Source organism: Erysipelothrix enhydrae (assembly GCF_035066605.1).
Lineage (GTDB): Bacteria > Bacillota_I > Bacilli_A > Erysipelotrichales > Erysipelotrichaceae > Erysipelothrix > Erysipelothrix amsterdamensis.
In genome coordinates, this window is the sequence record NZ_CP125807.1 from 1,545,605 (window position 1) to 1,564,674 (window position 19,070).

18 protein-coding genes and 2 riboswitches are annotated in these 19,070 nt (G+C 35.1%); of the genes, 13 read left to right on the forward strand and 5 right to left on the reverse strand.

Annotated features, from left to right (window positions below; translation table 11 throughout):
* Positions 1–45 precede the first annotated feature (45 nt).
* The 13 genes from LLS04_RS07550 to LLS04_RS07610 all read left to right on the forward strand — a co-directional run bounded on the left by LLS04_RS07550 (position 46) and on the right by LLS04_RS07610 (position 13,335).
* Positions 46–1,791, forward strand: coding sequence for an NTP transferase domain-containing protein (locus LLS04_RS07550; RefSeq protein WP_323611093.1), 1,746 nt, complete (start codon positions 46–48; stop codon positions 1,789–1,791).
* A complete protein-coding gene (locus tag LLS04_RS07555) occupies positions 1,792–2,625 on the forward strand; it encodes a LicD family protein (protein ID WP_323611094.1) in 834 nt (277 codons plus the stop codon).
* On the forward strand, positions 2,618–3,556 hold the full coding sequence (locus tag LLS04_RS07560) for a DMT family transporter (protein WP_323611095.1): 939 nt from the start codon (positions 2,618–2,620) through the stop codon (positions 3,554–3,556). The genes LLS04_RS07555 and LLS04_RS07560 overlap by 8 nt, the downstream gene beginning before the upstream one ends.
* A gap of 113 nt (positions 3,557–3,669) precedes the next feature.
* Entirely contained in the window at positions 3,670–5,427 is a 1,758-nt protein-coding gene (locus tag LLS04_RS07565) for a phosphotransferase (protein WP_323611096.1), read from the forward strand.
* Positions 5,414–6,607 (forward strand): ethanolamine utilization protein EutH, encoded by a 1,194-nt coding sequence (locus LLS04_RS07570; RefSeq protein WP_123171468.1) that lies wholly within the window; start codon positions 5,414–5,416, stop codon positions 6,605–6,607. Before LLS04_RS07565 ends, LLS04_RS07570 begins: the two co-directional genes overlap by 14 nt.
* Before the next feature lie 129 nt (positions 6,608–6,736).
* Positions 6,737–7,006, forward strand: coding sequence for an ACT domain-containing protein (locus tag LLS04_RS07575; protein ID WP_003773653.1), 270 nt, complete (start codon positions 6,737–6,739; stop codon positions 7,004–7,006).
* A gap of 8 nt (positions 7,007–7,014) precedes the next feature.
* Complete coding sequence (locus LLS04_RS07580; protein ID WP_323611097.1) at positions 7,015–8,373, forward strand: PFL family protein; 1,359 nt, start codon at positions 7,015–7,017, stop codon at positions 8,371–8,373.
* A 12-nt stretch (positions 8,374–8,385) separates the two neighbouring features.
* The gene (locus tag LLS04_RS07585; RefSeq protein ID WP_323611098.1) at positions 8,386–8,751 is read left to right on the forward strand and encodes a PaaI family thioesterase; all 366 of its coding nucleotides are present in this window, start codon (positions 8,386–8,388) and stop codon (positions 8,749–8,751) included.
* Between the two features lie 10 nt (positions 8,752–8,761).
* On the forward strand, positions 8,762–9,079 hold the full coding sequence (locus LLS04_RS07590; RefSeq protein WP_323611099.1) for a DsrE family protein: 318 nt from the start codon (positions 8,762–8,764) through the stop codon (positions 9,077–9,079).
* Positions 9,080–9,191: 112 nt separating this feature from the next.
* Entirely contained in the window at positions 9,192–9,854 is a 663-nt protein-coding gene (locus tag LLS04_RS07595) for a response regulator transcription factor (RefSeq protein WP_323611100.1), read from the forward strand.
* Positions 9,847–11,244, forward strand: coding sequence for a sensor histidine kinase (locus tag LLS04_RS07600; protein ID WP_323611101.1), 1,398 nt, complete (start codon positions 9,847–9,849; stop codon positions 11,242–11,244). Before LLS04_RS07595 ends, LLS04_RS07600 begins: the two co-directional genes overlap by 8 nt.
* Before the next feature lie 59 nt (positions 11,245–11,303).
* Positions 11,304–12,677: an ABC transporter permease gene (locus LLS04_RS07605; RefSeq protein ID WP_323611102.1), complete on the forward strand. Its 1,374-nt coding sequence runs from the start codon at positions 11,304–11,306 to the stop codon at positions 12,675–12,677.
* A gap of 13 nt (positions 12,678–12,690) precedes the next feature.
* On the forward strand, positions 12,691–13,335 hold the full coding sequence (locus tag LLS04_RS07610; protein ID WP_323611103.1) for an ABC transporter ATP-binding protein: 645 nt from the start codon (positions 12,691–12,693) through the stop codon (positions 13,333–13,335).
* Between the two features lie 84 nt (positions 13,336–13,419).
* Here LLS04_RS07610 and LLS04_RS07615 read toward each other — a convergent pair whose 3' ends face one another.
* The 5 genes from LLS04_RS07615 to LLS04_RS07635 are packed head-to-tail and all read right to left on the reverse strand — an operon-like array spanning position 13,420 to position 18,749.
* On the reverse strand, positions 13,420–15,099 hold the full coding sequence (locus LLS04_RS07615; RefSeq protein ID WP_323611104.1) for an adenine deaminase C-terminal domain-containing protein: 1,680 nt from the start codon (positions 15,097–15,099) through the stop codon (positions 13,420–13,422).
* Positions 15,099–16,127 carry an ABC transporter substrate-binding protein gene (locus LLS04_RS07620; RefSeq protein WP_323611105.1) on the reverse strand — a complete coding sequence of 343 codons (1,029 nt, stop codon included), beginning with the start codon at positions 16,125–16,127 and terminating at the stop codon, positions 15,099–15,101. The genes LLS04_RS07615 and LLS04_RS07620 overlap by 1 nt, the downstream gene beginning before the upstream one ends.
* A 9-nt stretch (positions 16,128–16,136) precedes the next feature.
* Positions 16,137–17,141 (reverse strand): ABC transporter ATP-binding protein, encoded by a 1,005-nt coding sequence (locus LLS04_RS07625; RefSeq protein ID WP_323611106.1) that lies wholly within the window; start codon positions 17,139–17,141, stop codon positions 16,137–16,139.
* Positions 17,141–17,923: an ABC transporter permease gene (locus LLS04_RS07630; protein ID WP_323611107.1), complete on the reverse strand. Its 783-nt coding sequence runs from the start codon at positions 17,921–17,923 to the stop codon at positions 17,141–17,143. Before LLS04_RS07630 ends, LLS04_RS07625 begins: the two co-directional genes overlap by 1 nt.
* Complete coding sequence (locus LLS04_RS07635; RefSeq protein ID WP_323611108.1) at positions 17,916–18,749, reverse strand: ABC transporter permease; 834 nt, start codon at positions 18,747–18,749, stop codon at positions 17,916–17,918. The genes LLS04_RS07630 and LLS04_RS07635 overlap by 8 nt, the downstream gene beginning before the upstream one ends.
* 51 nt (positions 18,750–18,800) lie before the next feature.
* Positions 18,801–18,898, reverse strand: a riboswitch (purine riboswitch).
* A 23-nt stretch (positions 18,899–18,921) separates the two neighbouring features.
* A riboswitch (purine riboswitch) is annotated at positions 18,922–19,024 on the reverse strand.
* Positions 19,025–19,070: the final 46 nt, after the last annotated feature.

The window sequence follows — 19,070 nt, forward strand, 5'->3', positions numbered from 1 at the left end:
CGTTCAAATGTTACAATATGTAAGCAAAATTGAACGGAGGGTTTTATGTTTTCGAAATTTTATATTCTCAGAACGTTACTTGAGCAAGAAATTTCATCACAGCGTGAATTAAGTAAACACACAAATTTTTCCCTAGGGAAAGTCAATTCACTCTTGAATGATTGCATCAATCAAGGATATGTAAATAATTTCAAAATTACAAAAGAAGGACTTAGGTTTCTTAAAGAATACGAAGTCGATAACGCAATTATTATGGCTGCAGGGTTTGGATCAAGGTTTGTACCTTATACCTATGAAACACCTAAAGGTCTTATGGAAGTTCACGGTGAGCGCATTGTCGAGCGTCTCATCAAACAACTTCAAGAAGTAGGCATTAAAGAAATATATGTCGTAGTCGGTTATCTCAAAGAGAAATTTGAATATCTCGTAACGAAATACGGAGTCAAATTAATTCATAATCCAGATTATAATCGATACAACAATATCTCTACGATTTATCATGCACAAGATGTTATGAAAAACACTTTAATAATGCCATCAGATATCTATATTATGGAAAATATGTTCCATAAATATGAATTTAAATCTTGGTACGCTACAACATTTTTTGAAGGTGAAACGGATGAATGGACTGCAAAAACTACACCAAACGGTCTTATTACCGAGATGGAAATTGGTGGCAAGGATGTACTTGGCCTTTATGGACCCACATTTTTTGACGCCGAAACATCTCAAAAAATAATTAAAGCAGTTAATCATGATATTAAGATTGCTGGAAAAGAGCAGTATTACTGGGAGAACTGCTGGCTCGATCGAATCAGTCAAATTCAAATATATTCAAACGAGGTCGAACCCGAGTCAATCTTCGAGTTCGAATCAATTGAAGAGTTACGTGTTTTTGATACGACATATATTACCGAGACAAAAAATGAAATGATTTCAATTATTTGTAATGTCTTCGGAGTTACATCAAATGAGATAACCGGAATTGAGTCCATGAAAAAAGGGATGACAAATGATTCCTTTATCTTTAGAGTCAATAACAAGTCTTATGTGTTTCGGGCTCCTGGAAAAGGAACTGAACAGCTGATAAACCGACGCGAAGAGGCAGAAGTGTATCAGGCAATTAATCACTTAAAGTTATCGGATAAGCTTTATTATATCAACCCAGAAAACGGTTATAAAATTTCACGTTATTATGATAATTGTGAGTCGATTACCCAAGATGATATACCGCAAGCTTTTAGTATCTTACGAATGTTGCACACAAGTGATATTTCAGTGAGTCATTCCTTTAATTTAGAAGAGCGCATTACATATTATATGACTCTATGTAAAGATTCTAATGCGATTTTATTCGATGATATCAATGAGGTATCAAGACTCATTGATGAAGAAATATCGTATCTTAGCACACTTGATCGTCCGAAAGTTTTATGTCATATCGATCCAGTGGAATCGAATTTCGTGAAATTATATGATGGTTCTTTACGGCTTTTAGATTGGGAGTATGCAGCCATGGGGGATCCAATATTAGATATCGCGATGCACGCAATTTACTCAGGACATCAAGATGATCAAATCTTAAAATTACTTGAAATCTATCTTGAACGAAAACCTACGAAACAGGAGTCTAAAATCCTATTTATGTATGTTAGTTTATCAGGATATCTCTGGGCTTTATGGGCTCAATTTAAACAAGCCAGCGGGGAATCGTTTGGAAGTTATGCATTGGATCAATACCACTATGCACATAAATATGCACGCTTAGCGTTGTCTATGGAGGACTAAATGAACAAACTACAGCAAGAAGAGTTGAATGTTCTCGTCGAATTCGACCGCATTTGTCGAAAACATAATATTATCTATTCACTTTCGTCAGGAACTTTATTGGGATCAATCCGTCATCAAGGCTTTATTCCTTGGGATGATGATATTGATGTCAATATGTCTCGCAGTGAATTTAATCGATTCGAAAAAATTGTACTGGAGGAACTGGATAAAGATTTCTTCTATCAATCCTTTGATACTGAAAAAGATCACTATCATGCCTTCAGCAAGATTCGAAGTAATAAGGTTGAGCTTGTTGAAAAATCAACTGAGTACCTTAATATAAATCATGGAGTTTGGATTGATATATTTCCTTATGATAAAATTCCCGATGATATAACACTTCGTGATGAACAAAAGAAAAAAGTAGGCTTTTACAATAAACTTATTTCTCTATTTGTGTATACATTTGTTACCGATGAAGACAAAGGTGAGAAACGTATCATCAAAAATATTTTTTATCATCTAAATCGAATCTTTTATCGCGTAAATTTCTTGCTTCCAAGTCTGTATAAAAAACGTCAATATTGGATTGAAAAATATAATGATGAAAAAACAGAGTATGCGAATATGCTAGTGTTCAATTATAACGACGCCATCTACAAATCAACATTTATTCGTAATGAGGTTTTAGATTCGGTTACTTCAGGTATATTTGAAGGCCATGAATTCTTAATTCCAACAGCTTATGATGAAATACTGACTTCAAACTATGGTGACTATATGCAATTACCTCCAGAATCAGAACGTGTTTCCAATCATGAGGTTGTTTTGAGAGATCATCGCAATGCGTAATAAGGGAACGATTACCGGTTTATTTTCAGGTCTTTTTTGGGGACTCGATACGGTTATGATTGGTGTTGTGTTGGCATCCACGATGTTCTTAGCTTTTGGATCCAATGCACCGCTTATCTCAACATTTATCCATGATGGCGCGTCCTTCCTATTTTTACTAATCCTCATTGTGATTCAAAAACAGGGGAACGATCTGATACGTGTTCTGTTTTCGAAGTCGGGTATGATTATCGCAATCGCAGCACTTTTAGGTGGCCCAATCGGCATGGGTGCTTATATCTTATCCATAAACCATCTTGGCCCTGCAATTTCCGCAAGCATTTCCGCGATTTATCCACTATTTGGAGCTGTATTAAGCTTTATAATATTAAAAGAAAAGCCTAATAAACGCACTCTTTTAGGCCTCCTTATTGCGATATCCGCGATTGTCTTGATGGGATTTACAGGTAGTTCAGGGGTTATAAACTTACAAGCGGGTTTATTCTTTATCTCTATATGCATTATTGGTTGGGGAAGTGAAGCTGTAATTATCAGTACTGCACTTAAACAAGATGTATCATCTCATATTGCACTTGCGATTCGTCAACTCGTTTCATTTCTTACATATGGACTGATCATAATGCCACTAATTGGCTATTCTCAACTTCAGTTTTTAGTTGTGAAACACCCTATATTCTTAATGATTCTTATTAGTGGAATCATCGGTTCCATTTCGTATTCATTTTACTATAAATCCATATCTCTTATTGGTCCAAGTAAAGCCATGGGACTTAATATCAGTTATCCTGCATGGGCATTTCTGTTCCAGTTTATGGTCGATCATACATTTAACTATAAAAACTTTATTCTCGTTATTTTTATCATGATTGGATCGATACTTTCTTCCGAAAATCCACGTGAATTAATAGAACTTTTCAGACGTAAAAAATAATAATTATTGGTATGAAAACAACACAAAAAAGTGTTGTTTTTTCTTTTGTTCAATTTCTTGATATCATTGTCTTTCTTGAACATAAATGATAAAATTACTAAAAGGAGAATTTCATGAATATCTATCAATTTAAAATTTTGCGTGAGTGTTTAAATGACGCTACACACGCTCTAGCAATAGACAATGAAGCAATGAAATCATCATACCAATCTCTCATAAATATGAACTATCTCGATCAAATGGGGAAAATTACATCAAAAGGTTTAGAGGCTATGGAAGCTTATCGTGTCGATAATGCGATCATTATGGCTGCAGGAATGTCTTCTCGTTTTGCGCCGCTTTCCTACGAACGTCCTAAAGGGCTTTTGAATGTTCGTGGTGAAGTTCTAATTGAACGACAAATCCGTCAATTACATGAGCGTGGTATTACCGATATCACAATCGTTTTAGGATACATGAAAGAACAGTTTTACTACTTAGAAGACAAGTACAACCTTAAAATTGTAGTCAATGATGATTATTATCGTTACAATAATACTTCGACACTGATGCTGGTTCTGGATCAATTAAAAAATACATATATCTGCTCATCTGATAACTACTTCGTAGAGAATGTATTTAATCAGTACGAATATAAAACGACTTATCCAGTACAAGTTCATATGACACATGAAAACGGAGAATATTATGCAGATTTTACGGATGAAGGGCTAATTACTCAAATCGGCATCGGGTCAGGTACTTACAATTGTATGGTTGGTCATGTTTTCTTTGATCAGGCATTCTCACACGATTTTGGAGAACTCTTAAAACAAGAATATCCAAAAGAAGAGACTAAATCTAAGCTTTGGGAAAAAGTTTATGTAGAACATATGGATCAATTCACAATGTACGCAGAAGTCTATTCCAAAGACATCATTAAAGAATTTGATTCACTTGAAGAACTTCAAGACTTTGATGCTTCGTATCTTGAAATTAAAGATAGTGAAATCTTCAATAATATAATGTCTGTGCTCAAGTGCAAAGTTTCAGATATCACGGGTACTGTACCTGTTAAAGACGGTCTCACCAATTTATCTCTAAAGTTTGAATATGATGGTAAGGCTTATATTTACCGTCATCCAGGTGTTGGAACTGATGAATACATAAACCGTAAATCTGAATTTTTTGCACAACAAAAAGCAAAGGAGTTAGGTTTTGATGATTCCTATATTTATATGGATCCCGAAAAAGGATGGAAATTATCTTACTTTATTGATCAAGCTCGAAAACTTGATTATCATCAATGGGATGAAGTAAAGCAAGCACTCGAAATGATTAAAGACATGCATGATCAACAATTATCCGGTGAATTTGAGTTTAATATTTGGAATAAATCATGCGACTTTATTGGTAAATTATCACAACAAAATAAAGACGCATTCAGTGATTTTGATGAGTTATTTAAACTAATTGAATCTGTAAAAAGATATGCAGATAAGGATAATGTTCCTTTACGATTATGTCACTGTGACTTTTATGACCCAAATATTCTGTTTTCAGGAAACGATTTATACCTCATTGACTGGGAATATGCAGGAGTTGATGATCCTGGAGTTGATATTGGTACCTTTATTGCATGTTCGGACTATACTTATGAAGAGGCAATGCAGGTTCTTGAACTTTATAATAAGACACCTATGGATGCATCAATGCAACGCCACTTCATCGCATACATCGCGATTGCATCCTATTATTGGTTCGTATGGGCTATTTTCCAAGAATCAAATGGTGCGGCAGTTGGTGAATATCTGACAATTTGGTATAATAACTCAAAATTCTATGGAAACAAAGCGCTTGCGCTTTATGAGGAAACCTATGAAAATAATTAGTGATCTTGTCATCTACATCATAATGGCTTGTGCTGTTATTGGTTGTTTTTACTCCATTAAGGATAGTGAATCCGAATTAGGTAAACAATTCACAGCAGGCATTGAATCAATTGGTGGTTTATTTATTCCCATTGCTGGAATTATGGCAGCGTTACCGATTCTCAATGTTTTTATCTCAAAATTTATTGCACCACTTTTCACCGTATTTGGTGCAGACGCAGCAATGGCAGCGACATCATTGCTTGCAGTTGATATGGGTGGATATCAACTTGCTGCTGCTTTAGCACAAACCCATGAAGCATGGATTATTTCCATGACTGTAGGTTATATGGCAGGTGCCACCATTGTGTTCAGTATTCCAATTGCCACTAAGATTATCGATGAAAAATATCATCGACAACTTTCAATCGGAACGATGATTGGTTTTATCACAATTCCATTTGGTGTTTTAGTTACAAATATTCTTATTATGATTTTCAATCCAATGATCCGAACCGTTGTTTCATCAGACCCAAATGCACCACAAGTATTATTAAATATGACATTTGTAATTCTTATGAAAAACTTACTACCGTTAATTATTATATGTTTACTTATGGCAATTGGTCTTTGGAAAAAATCAGAACTTATGATTAAAGGATTTCAATACTTTTCAAAATTTATTGAAATCTTCACAAAGGTTATCCTTACAATCAGTATTCTTGAGCACTTCACACATATTTTCAGTAATCTTTTTGGTACCTATCCTTTAGATCCTATTATTGCTGATAGCGTTGATATTGAACGTGCACTTGAAGTTGCAGGATACATTGGTTTAATGTTAAGTGGTGCCTTGCCAATGGTATATCTAATTGAAACAAAACTTAAGAAACCTATTGAAAATCTATCAGACAAACTTAATATTTCACGGAAGATTGCAACCGGAATTCTAGCAAGTTCCGCAAATGTTATTGCCGCATTCACAATGATCGATGATACGATGGACGATCGTGAAATTATCGCAATTACAGCATTTTCAGTCTGTGGAGCATTTGTTATTGGTGACCATCTAGCATTCACCGCTAATTTTCAACCACAGTTGATCCTTCCGTTGATGATTGGGAAACTTACTGCAGGACTTCTTGCAGTTTGGATTGCTCTCAAAGTAACGTCTAAAATCTCAACAAATAACACACTTTAAATCTCTAATTTAAGCTTTCTATAATAAGAAAGCTTTTTTTATGAACGAAGTAAACAATAAATGATTTATATTTAAGTTTGAAGTCCAAATCCATTTTGAATGTGATATTATTATCCCGAGAGGTGAATTATGAAAGCAATTATTACAGTAGTAGGACGAGATAACGTTGGAATTATCTCAGGAGTATGTCAATATTTATCATCAGAACAGATTAATGTTCTTGATATCAACCAAACAATTGTTGATGCATATTTTAATATGCTTATGATTGTTGATTTATCACAATGTTCAAAACCCTTTGATGAAATATCAAAGCAACTTCAATCGGTGGCAAGCACCCTTGGAGTAGTCATTACGATGCAACGTGAGGATATTTTTTCCTCGATGCACCGAATTTAGGAGGATTTATGCTTAATCAATTGGAAATTCAAGAAACACAATCAATGATTTCAAATCAAAACTTAGATGTTCGTACCATTACTATGGGGATCAGTTTATTAGACTGTGCAGATTCTGATTTAGACCGTTTTAATGAAAAAATCTATAATAAAATTACGTCACGTGCTAAGGACTTAGTACGCATAGGTGATGAAATTGCACATGAGTATGGAATTCCTGTCGTTAATAAACGCATTTCTATTACGCCTATTGCGATTGCTGCATCGGGATGTAATGCGACATCATTTGTTTCAACCGCAAAGATTCTCGATAAAGCCGCAAAAGAGGTTGGTGTTGATTTTATTGGTGGTTTTAGTGCTATTGTTCAAAAAGGGTGTACAGCTGCAGATGAAGTGCTAATTCAAAGCATTCCTGAAGCATTAGCAGTCACCGATCGTGTATGTGCGAGTGTTAATGTTGGTACAAGTCGTAGTGGTATTAATATGGATGTGGTTAAACAGCTTGGTCAAACGATTCTTGATTGTGCCAAACTAACTGGTGATCGCGAATCCATTGGATGTGCTAAACTTGTTGTCTTCTGTAATTCAGTCGAGGACAATCCATTTATGGCAGGGGCTTACCACGGTGTTGGTGAGGCTGATACGGTCATCAATGTTGGAGTTAGTGGACCCGGTGTTGTTAAGTGCGCATTGGAATCGGCACGTGGTGAAGATTTTGAGACACTCTGTGAGACGATAAAGAAGACTGCATTTAAAATTACCCGAGTTGGGCAGTTGATTGCTCAAGAGGCATCGAAGCGTCTAGGATATCCTTTCGGTATCATCGACCTTTCACTCGCACCAACACCCGCAGTAGGTGATAGTATTGGTGAAATCTTTCAAGAAATGGGCCTTGAAGAACCGGGTGCACCCGGTACAACACTTGCATTAGCACTGCTTAATGACAATGTGAAAAAGGGTGGCGTGATGGCTTCATCTTATGTTGGTGGTCTAAGTGGTGCTTTTATCCCCGTGAGCGAAGATCATGTTATGATTTCTGCTGTAGAAAAAGGGGCACTTACTCTTGAAAAACTTGAAGCAATGACTTGTGTTTGTTCTGTTGGTTTAGATATGGTTGCGATCCCAGGGGATACACCTGCGACGACAATCTCAGGCATTATTGGTGATGAGGCTGCAATTGGAATGATCAATAATAAAACTACCGCAGTACGAATCATCCCAGCATACGGTAAAGGGGTAGGCGAAACGGTTGAATTTGGTGGGTTGTTGGGTTATGCTCCTATCATGAAGGTAAATCCTTTTAGCTGTGAATCCTTTATTAATCGAGGTGGACGTATTCCGGCACCCATTCACAGTTTTAAAAATTAGTAGGAGTTTATAATGAATCAAAAATTAGATTTTATGTCTGTTAATAAGATTGAATGTGTTGAAGTTAAAGAAGATTATGCGAAATGTATTGTTCATGTTAATGAGGCATCGATGAATTACTATGGTTATGTCCATGGTGGTCTTTATTTTGGGCTTGCAGATTCAACAGCAGGTTATACGGCAAGCAGTCGTGGCGATAATTACGTCACATTAAATGCGAATATTAATTACATGTCTGGTATTCAAACAGGAACGATTACATGTATTGGTACGGTTTTAAGTCGTACACGAAAAACATGCGTTGTTGATATCAAAATATATGACGATAATGATGTATTGTGTGATACCGGTACGTTTACGATGTACCATATAAACTAAGGAGTATCCTATGAAGGTCATTTTTCATTTAAATCAAATTGAACGATTAAATCATTGTATTGCAAATATTCGTAATTTAAGTCAAAGAAATCTAGAAAATCTTGAACTCTTAATTAATGGTGATGCAATAACCCTTTTCGTTTCAGAAGATCAATCAGTATTCAAACAACTCCTAGAACAAAAGGTTGATGTCGTTGCGTGTCAAAACTCATTAAATGCCCATCATATTCATGTAGATGAATTATGCGAGGGTATTCGAAAAGTACCTACTGGCGTTTATGAACTTATTGAAAAACAGACCGAAGGGTATGCATACATTAAGCCTTAAAAGACAAACAACTCGATTCAAATCGGGTTGTTTTTTATTGGGCCCATACTCGAAATCTATTGACACAGTTTTAGAAGTTCACTATACTCAAACTAGATATGGAGGCATCAATATGAAAAAAATATTAGTCATTGAGGATGATCAAATTACACGTGAAGGCATTGTGGCATTTTTAACCCATCACCAATACCATGTCCTCAGTGCAGCAGATGGACATTCTGCTCGTAACACATTTGACCAACATGACTTTGATCTTGTTATACTTGATATTATGATTCCTCACGAAGATGGATTACAACTCCTACAATATTTTAAAAATGCAAAAGATGTCGCAGTGATGATGGTAACTGCGCTTGGAGATGATAAGACCCAGACAACTTCCTATGACTATCTTGCTGATGATTATGTCATTAAACCATTTTCTTTAATGATTCTCGAGAAAAAAGTCGCCGCGATTTTAAGAAGATATGAAAACCGTGTTAAGAATATCTGGAACTATGGTCAAGCAGAAGTTCATTTTGACACATTTACTGCTTATTACAATCACGAAGTGGTCGATCTTAAAGTAAAAGAGATTCAAATCATCCACTTTTTCATTAAAAATCCAAATCAAATTCTATCCCGTGAGCAAATTCTTAATGAACTTTGGGATGACCAATATCCAAACGATCGGGTTATTGATGTATACATTAAAAATATACGCAAACACTTACAGTTGGATTGCATCAAGACTGTAAAAGGGCTTGGGTATGTCATGGTACTGAATCATGAATAAACTTAATCTTCTTCAAAAAAACTTTATTTATACGTTTTCTGTTCTTATTTCGGTTGTTCTATTAATTCATGGGATTCTTTATTCATTTATACCAACCTTATATTTAAATCAAAAACACCAAGATTTGAAAAATATTACTCAAGAGCTAACATCTTATATGAATCATATGGATAATCAGTCTATTCTAAAGCTAAGCGAAACCTTCGCATATGTCAATAATACAAATATGAAGGTGACCATCAATAATCAATCCTATCCTTACTACGGTTTAATGCAATTTCATATAGAGTTCAACGAAGATTTAACCATTGAAGAGATTCAAGCGATTCAAAACAATTTGTTTGTACAAACTCCAGGAGAACTCAATAAAGTAGGGGTTATCCTGGAAACACTTCAATTTCAAAACAACTTTAACGAACCCATTAACGTTCAAGTTATGATGAGTGTTCAACCGGTACATGAAATAAAGGCTTTGACACTCAAATTATTACCGTATTCTAGCGTACTCTGCATCATTATTGCTGGTATAGCTGCCTTTGTTTATAGTAAAAAAATAACGAAACCCATTCGCGATTTACTCAAAATAACCAATGATATGGCAGCATTTAAAGAGGGTATTTCATTCTCAAGTGATTCAAATGATGAAATTGCGCAATTAGGTTTTCATATAAACAAAATGTATGCGTCATTACTCAAAGCAATCAGCACACTCCAGCATAATCTTAAAAGAATGGAGAATCTTGAAGAACAGAAAGAGATGTTCTTCAAAGCCGCTTCACATGAGCTCAGAACTCCACTAACATCCTTATCTATTCTTCTCGAAAATATGATATACGGTATCAGACCGTATAATAATCATGAAAAATATCTACCCCAAGCACTAGAGTTGGTTGGTAATACAAACGTCAAGTTAAAACAAATTCTCGACGCTAGTTCCGTTGATATCAGTCCAGACCATCACCATGATACAGTTGCAATTCATTCTCTAATTTCAGATATTATCAAGCAAAATCAATTGCTTATCGAACATAAACACTTAGACATAGAATTCAAAGCATCACAACTAGAAGTCGATACCAATAAACGCTTAATACAGGATGTTCTGAATAATATTATCGGAAATGCAGTGGTTCACAGTCTTCCCAATACGACCATAGTAATAGAACTTCAGGAACAAGGTTTGACTATTTCAAACACCTATCTAACGGATCAAGCCATTGAGACTGATAAATTATTTGAGCCCTTTTATCGATGTGATAAAAGCAGGGGACAGGGCATTACTGGAAATGGTCTTGGTTTGTACATTACGAAACGAAACCTCGAACGCCTTAATATTACGTATCATGTGCAAAACTTAGACAATCGATTTATTTTCAAAATATATTTTTAATAATTCATATACGTTTCATATACATACACTACGATGTCTTCGTTACAGGAGGTATTATAATGTCTATATTGAGACGTTCTTTTATTTATATTTTTAGAAAAAAATCTCGGACCGTATTAATTTTTATGATTCTTTTTCTAATAAGTACAGCTATTTTAAGCAGTATTACAATTCGAAAGTCTGCACACAATGCACGAGAATCCATTAATGCGTCCATTAACGCAAGTTTTGAGTTAAAAACCAACTTACAAACAAATATGGGTGTCGGTGATCGAGGTTTTGGAAATATTAGTCAAATGATGATTGAGAAAATTTCGAAACATGAAGGAATACGAGACTATAACACAACTATTGTTGGAGAGGCGCAAATTCCACAACTTAAGAAAGTACAACTTGAGGAAAGTAGAATTAAGTATCAAGATGATCAAGAAGCTTTATTAAAATCACATTTTGATTTAGAAGGAACACGTAAATCTGAATTGGATTCAAAATTTGTTTCAGAAGTACTACAACTTCATGAGGGACGACATCTTAATGAAGACGATTTTCAAAAAGTAATGGTACATCATGATTTCGCGATGCTAAACGGTTTAAAACTCCATGATGTCATAACAATACCTGAATCTAAAGATCGTCATCAAAACATCATCAAGTCTCAAAAACTTGAAATAATTGGCATTTTTAAAGGGTCTAATAAAGATCGCGCAAATCATTATTCAGAATTGTTTGAAAATGTAATGCTGTCCGATCTAAACACGGCCGCTACACTTCGTGGTATGGAACATAAACCGTTATACGAAAGTGCAACGTTTTATGTCAATAACCCTAAAGAAATTGAATCGATTATCACGGATGTGAAAAACATGGACCTTGATTGGGTTAGATATGTTGTTCATAAGGCAGACCAGACCTTTATGGGCCTAACATCATCGCTTGATAATATGGACGGTATTATAAACAAACTCGTGATCGGTTCTATTATCATGAGCATTCTCATGCTTTCTGTCATGCTTTGGTTATGGATTGGTACACGAGTTCATGAAACCGGAATCTTGTTGTCGATGGGTATAAGTAAGTTAAATATCCTATCACAATTTGTACTTGAGGTATTAATCATTGCAATCCTAAGCTTTTCGTTATCATTTATGACAACCGATAAAATTGCGCGAAACATTGGATCGTCGATTATCAAACAAGCACAAACACAAACGATTCGACAACAAAACCAAGAACTTAATGGAATGGCTTTTGGTAGTGATGCAAATACAAGTGTCACAACTAAAACCGTTGATTCAATCGATGTAAGCATTACACACTCGGAATTAATAAAAGTCGCCATCATCGGTAGTGTGATTATTATCATCTCAGTACTTGGTGCTTCGAACTATATATTACGACTCAAACCAAAAGAAATTCTATCTCAGATGTCTTAATAAGGAGAAAAGTATGAATTTAACTATGAAAAACGTATGTTATGCCTATAAAAACAATGCGTCACATCAAGTATTGAATAACATCAATTATGATTTTGAAATTGGTAAAGTTTACGCCATATGTGGACCATCAGGATGCGGAAAAACGACCATTCTGTCGTTATTAGCGGGTCTGGATACACCACAAAGCGGACAAATTTATCTAAATAACATTGATATCAAACAACAAGGTTACCGTACACATCGAAAAGATAATATTACGATTATTTTCCAGAATTATAATCTTATAGACTATATGACACCCATAGAAAATCTTAGATTAGTTCAAAAAAATGCACCCGGTTCATTATTAATTGAACTGGGCATTGATTCTAAAGATTTTAAACGTAATGTACTCCAATTATCTGGTGGACAGCAACAGCGTGTCGCAATAGCGAGGTCGCTTGCATCACCAGCACCATTTATACTCGCAGATGAACCAACGGGTAATTTGGACGAAGAAAACGCTACGGTTATTATGGATATCTTTAAAAAACTTGCGAATACACAGAATAAAGGTATTATTATTGTTACACACAGTAAATCAGTTGCGAAATTGGCAGATGTAACACTTGCATTGAGTAAAAATGGACTTAAAGTTCTAAATAAGTCCAAATAAAGTAGAAAAAGACCGAATTATATGAATCTTCGGTCTTTTTCTTATTATATTAACAACTTCGTATAATGTATATTATGTAATTTATTAGAATACGAATAATGACTTAATTTCTTGTGTTCTCACATCTACATATCCTTTGTCGGATATTTTTAAACTTGGTGATACTAACAAACCAAGTACTGAGAAACTCATCAACTCATTTTGAGCTTTATATCCAAGACCTTTTAGATCTTTACGAATTTGAGCTACGTCACTCGCGAGTGATTCCATCGAATTCGTTGAAACAATACCACCATAAGCAAGTGGTACCGTGTGGTGTTTGTTTTTAATGGATGAAATGATTCCACCTTGCACTTTAATTAATAAATTTACTGCATTTACAATTTCATCTAAATCTGTTCCCATAACTAAAATGTTGTGATGGTCATGAGTCCACGAGGTTGCGACTGCACCCTTTTCGGTAAAGCCATTATCCACAAATCCAATTGCTATCGGATTTTGATGACCATAACGTTCAATCACTGCAATCATCGTTAAACCAGCTTCCTGCCACTGTAAGACCCCTTCCCTTGTTTTAACGGGAATTATCATCTCTTCTGTAAAGGTATTTGTAGTTTCACGATGCATGATTCTTAACTTAACCTCATCTCCCTCTAAATTTGAGATTGGCAATATAAGATCATCACGTTTTATGGGTTTTCGTTTAATCGTATTATAGATGTATTGATCATTAAAATTAAAGTAATCTTCGGGAAGATCTTTGATATTGCTTCCCTTCTTATATACCGAATGAATTGAGAATGAATTCAAATCATCAAGGATAATGAAATCGGCTTGTTTCCCTGGAGAAAGAACACCACGATCATAAAGTTGCATTCGTTGAGCTGGAACATAAGTCGCCGCATAAATTGCATCTTCAGGCCGCATACCATTCTCAATGCATATTTGAATAAGATGATTCAGATGACCTTTGTTAATTAAATCATCGGGCATTACATCATCAGTAACTAAGCAAAAACTTCCATGGAGATTATGCTTACACAGAGTCGAAATGGTCTCTTGATTGAGTGATTTTTCTTGCATTTGAACGAGAACACCCATTCGAGTGCGTTCTAGGATTGATGCTCTTGTTTGAAGTGTATGATCAGAACCAATACCTCTTTGAATAAACCGCGATAATTCAAGTCCTGAGATTCTTGGAATATGTCCTTCAATTGGAGAACCTGGTTTACATGTTTTAAATGTTTCAATAATTATACGTGTCATGGTATCTTCATCGGAAATGACATCTTTAAAGTTCATAATTTCCCCCAGGGCAATTACCTTGGGATGTTTACATAAAACTTTAACTGCTGCTTCATCAACAATACCACCCGTTGTTTCTAGAAATGGATTTGTAGATGGAACTGAAGATGGAATTGCATAAAAGATATCAAGTTGCGTATCAATGTCCATAAAATCAATAAGACCTTGAGTACCAAAGACATTTCCAATTTCATGAGCATCCGCTACGATTGTTGTGGTACCCATTGGCAGTACTGTTTTGGAAAATTCATTGGGATTGGTCATTGAACTTTCTATATGCATGTGAATGTCAATAAGTCCTGGTATAATCCACTTTCCTTTTGCATCAATCTCTTGATCCACAATGATATCTGCCTCACCGATATGGTAAATCATTGAGTCTTGAATATAAAGGTCACCCTTCTCAAATGTTCGCTGTGATGTATTATAAAGGAACGCGTCTGTATATTTTGTAATCATTATTGATTCATCAAACGATTGTAATGATCAATCCACTCAGGCATTAGTGGATTCATTACTTCGTAATTAAGAGTTTTTGCATTCTCAGCGATCTTACCATAAGTTTTATTTAATGCGACAGCATCACTCAACACAACATTTTTATTAACGGGTGCTTCGTTCAGTGTCTCTGCTGTTTTTTCTTGTAATTCTTGACTTAATCGCCAATCTACAAATTTATAAGCAAGGTCTTTATTCTTTGAATTCTTATTGATTTCGATTGTGTTAAAGTTTGCGTATGTACCTGTTTCTGGAAATACGAGGATTGCACTTGGTACTGACTTCTTAATAACATCAAAACCAAAGTCCCCTACAACCGCAACATCAATTTCCCCTGTACTCATCATAACGGAGAGATCCGAAGATTTTTTATACGTCTTTTTAATATTTGTTTTTAAGGACTCTAGTCCCTCAAATGCTTTCTCACCATGATCCTTGCTGACATCTCCCCCACTATAATCATTGGCCATTTGAATCATCGCAGGTCCAAATGTGGATGCAATTTCAGGAATTGCGATTTTCCCAACAAGATCTTCACGCCATAAATCATTCCATGTTGTAATTGGTTCCTTTACAGTTTCACTATTATAAACAATACCAATACTGTTAATGGTGTATGGTACGCCATATCCTCTGCGTGTGACTTCTTGAGCTGCATCAATTAATGATGATGCATTTGTTAGTTTTTGTAGATCGATTTTCTCAAATAGATCCGCTTGGTATCCATCATCTGCTGCTTTTTGTGAGAGTTCAATTACGTCAATATTACTGTTGTCACCACTACTAAACTTCGCAAAACGTTCTGAAGTACTACCACTATCTAAAACAATTTTTACATTATGTTTCGTTTCAAAAGGTTTATAAACCTCCTCACGGAGTACTTCTTCACTTAGACCCCATGAGGATACAACCAACTCTTGGGTTTCATTCTTTTGTGAACAACCGCTAACCATAAATAGTACAAGTGCTAAAGCAATTTTCTTTTTCATAATTTCCTCCTAAATGAAAATAATTGACTTTGGATCTAATCTAAAGGGAACCACTGAATCAATTTGTAGTTTCTCCTGTGTACATAATTTAAACACGCCACATTCAGTATCGACTTGGTATTGATAGCAACTACCAAGATATGCAACGGATACGACTTTACCCACTATTTCATTGATGCCAGTTCCTAAGATAATTTCTGATGGTCTAATGCCAAATGATGATGAAGTTGACTCATCTTCGGATGTAATTAGACCCTTTCCATTATTTAAATACTTCATATCTTCAATTCGTTTTATATTCTCAAATCCAACAAATTCCGCAACATAATGGGTTTTAGGATTTGAGTAAATAACCTCTGGTGCATCGAGTTGTTCGATTTTGCCATTATTCATAATTGCAACGCGATCACTGATTGCAAAACATTCATCTTGATCATGAGTAACAAATACCGTTGTAATTTTAAGTTCTTGTTGTATTCTTCGAATTTCTTCTCGCATCTGAATACGCAATTGTGCGTCAAGATTGCTAAGCGGTTCATCAAGCAACAATAACTTTGGCTTAATGACAAGTGCACGCGCTAGCGCAACACGTTGTTGTTGTCCACCTGATAACTGATTTGGATAACGATCCAGAAGCTCAGTGAGTCCACACGTTTTTGCCATCGATTCCACTTCACCATTCATTACTTCGCGACTAACTTTACGCTGTTTTAAACCAAAGGCAATATTTTCTCGAATACTTAAATGTGGAAACAATGCATAACTTTGAAATACCATTCCAAAATCACGATCATTTATTTTAACGTCATTCATTTTTTTATCTTCTACATAGAAAGTACCCGAACGAATCGTATTAAATCCCGCGATTGTGCGTAATGTTGTGGATTTACCACATCCTGAAGGACCCAATAATGATAATAGCTCCCCTTCTCTTATTTCTAAATCTAAGTCTTGAAGCACATTGTGTTTTCCGTCATAGGAAACACAAATACGATCTAATACTGCAAAGTTCATCAAATTTTGGCTCCTTTTCTACTAAATCCTTTATCCATGATAATCATCAATACCATCGTAAATACCATGAGAATAACGGATAGTGCACTTACAATGGGATCAAAATTATATTCAATATGATTCATCAATGCTCCCGGTAAGGTATTCATTCCAGGTCCTTTGAGATACATAGATACTGGTAAATTATTAAATGAATTAATAAATCCCATAATACTTGCGGAGAGTAAAGCATCTTTAATGTTTGGTAGAACTACTTTAATAAACCCCTCCAATGGACCACACCCCAGAATAATGGATGCCTCGTGGATACTTAGATCAAAATCATGAAGCGATGCACATATAATGCGTATCGTATATGGGAATACAATCAACATATGTCCAATAATAAGTGCAATATTCAAACTGATATGAAGTTGAATCACTAAGTATTGAAAGAGTGCATAGGCAAGAACGATTGATGGAATCAGAGATGGTGCTAAGAATATTGATTTAAACCGTTCACTCCATTTGCCTTTTGTTACGACTAATGCATAAGAGGCTGGAATCGCAATTACCATACATAAAATCGTCGCAAGTACTGAGATTTTCAAACTTAAAACAAAACTATCCATAAAAACTTGAGACTGGAAGACTTTAATAAACCATTTCATCGTAAATCCCTGAATAGGAAATTCAATTATAGGTGCTTCCCCAAATGCAGTAACGGTAATAATCAGAAGCGGCAAGCCAATAAATGCAATTGCAAGGTATGCGATACTGTCCAAAAATCGATTTCTATTCATGAGATACCCCCCTTTTATCAACTCGATTACTGAGGTATGTCATCATTTTCATTACGCCTGCTGATAACAAAATCATAATAAATGCAAAGACACTTGCAGATTGCCAATTCATCAGTTCATTTGACTGTTGATACAAAAGCGTCGAAAGCATCATATTCTTATTACCACCAAGCAATGAAGGTGTTACGTAAGCGCTAATCGTACCTGTAAAGACTAAAACGGAACCTAAGACAATACCCGGAAATGAGAGTGGTAGCACAATTTCTTTAAATATTGCACCACTTTTAGCTCCAAGTGTTTGTGCAGCTTCAATCAGCTTTCCATCAACCTTAGATAAAACAGAAACTAAGGTATTAACCATAACGGGAAGAAATAAATAAACAGAACCGATAATAATCGAAAATTCTGTATACATAAATCCGATTGGTTCATGAATCAATTTCATACCGAGTAATAACTGATTAAGAAAACCATTTTTACCCAAAATTGTAATCCATGCAAATCCACGAATCACCGCGTTTGTGAATAATGGAAACAATACGAGCGCCATCGTTAATTTTCGTCTCAATGCCGATCCCGTTACAATGAAGTAAGCTGTTGGAAAACCCAATAAGAAGCAAACTAAAGTAGTAACAAGACCAATTCGAATTGTTCGTATCAAAATACTTTGATAAAACGAATCCGTAAGTACGGCGGTATAGTTTTCAATCGTAAAACCATTATTGATAAATGTGGGCATAATGATTATTACAAGTGGAATTATCATAAAAACAATTACAAGAAATAATCCCGGAAACAGATACACCGAATTTTTAAAACGTTTCATGAACGCCTCCTAACAAAAATAAAAGCTTCCTATCATTAGAATGATAGAAAGCTAAAAAACACTCTCTATCATAGTCTGATGTTTACGGTATCAGGTAGAAACGTGTCTCCTTATTAGACACATATATGATAAAAAAGATTCTATTTTAATATAAAAAAAGTTTTTACCAATAGGAAAAAAACTTTCCTATCGTAGTCCGAAATTTACATTGGTATCGGCTAGAAACTATCACTCCATATTAGTGATGATATACGATTCGTAAAAACATGGATATTATAGCACGTCACTCTATTTAATCAAGTATATTTCAAAAATAAAAAA